Annotated in this window: 1 protein-coding gene; it reads left to right on the forward strand. The window is 78.8% G+C overall.

The window, feature by feature from the left end; genetic code table 11:
- Positions 1-1,352 (forward strand): glycoside hydrolase 5 family protein (locus PAI11_RS10545; protein ID WP_040599804.1); only part of this gene is annotated, 1,352 nt, incomplete at both ends.

Below are 1,352 nucleotides of genomic sequence, written 5' to 3' on the forward strand. Positions count from 1 at the left end.
TCGCCGGCCCGCGTCCGGGCGGACCTGCGGCGGGCGCGCGACCTGGGCGTCGGCGTGGTCCGGCTGACCGCCAGCTGGTCGCGGATCGCGCCGCGGCCGGACGCCACCCGCGCGCCAGGCCGACCGTTCCGCGCCAGCGACCCGGCGCGCTACGCGGCGGGCGCCTGGGATCACCTCGACCTGGCGGTGCGCGAGACGTCGCGGGCCGGGCTCGCCGTCCTGATCGACATCGCCTTCTGGGCCCCGCGCTGGGCGGTCGCGCGCGCCAGCTCGAACCCCGACCGCTCGCGCGACGTCCCGGACCCCGAGGCGTTCGCGGCCTTCGCCACCGCCGTCGCCCGCCGCTACTCGGGGAGCTTCCGGCCGCTCGCCTCGGGCCCGCCGCTGCCGCGGGTGACCCGCTTCGCGACCTGGAACGAGCCCAACCACCCGGCCTTCCTGGCCCCGCAGTGGCGCTCGCGGCCGGGCGGCGGGTTCGACGCGGCATCGCCGGGGATCTACCGCCGGATGCACGAGGCGGCCGAGCCCGCGATCCACGCGGTCTCCCCCGACGCCACCGTCCTGCTCGGCAACCTGGCCGCGATCGGCGGCCCGGAGGGGGTCGACGGGGTGCCGCCGCTGCGCTTCCTGCGCGATCTCGCCTGCGTCGACGAGCGGCTGAGACCGCGCGGCGACGGCGACTGCGCCGACTTCCGCCCGCCGGTCGCCGACGGCCTGGCCTTCCACCCCTACACGCGCTACGTCACGCCCGGGACGCCGGCCACGGGCCGCGACCGCGTGGCGCTCGCCGACCAGGACCGGCTGCATGCGCTGCTGCGGGCGCTGCAGGCCGCGGGCCGGCTGCGGCTGGGCCCCGGGGCGCCGATCTGGCTGACCGAGTACGGCTACGAGACCCGCGAGGACGACCCCTACCAGCCCTTCACCCGCGCCGACCAGGCCCGCTTCGCCGGTTGGAGCACCTACCTGGCGTGGCGCACGCCGGGCGTCGTCAGCACGGCCCAGTTCCTGCTCCGCGACATCGATCCGGCCGAGAGCGGGCTGCCGGTCGGCGACCGCCGTCGCTACCGCGACTGGCAGAGCGGGATCCTCGACCTCCACGGTCGCCCGAAGCCCGCCGCCGGTGCGACGATGCTGCCGTTCTGGCCGCGGACGGTCGGCCGCGGGCGTGCCCGGCGGCTGTGGCTGTTCCTCCAGGTCCGCCCCGGAATCGGCGCGCGGACGTTCGCCGTCCAGCGCTGGGACCGCGACGCCCGACGCTGGGTCCCGGTCGTGCTGTGGCCGTGCGGGCCGCCGCGGCCGGGCTGCGGGACCGCGGCGCCGGGCGCGGTGCTCGCCGGCGGGGCGCGGGGCGC

The organism is Patulibacter medicamentivorans, from assembly GCF_000240225.1.
GTDB lineage: Bacteria > Actinomycetota > Thermoleophilia > Solirubrobacterales > Solirubrobacteraceae > Patulibacter > Patulibacter medicamentivorans.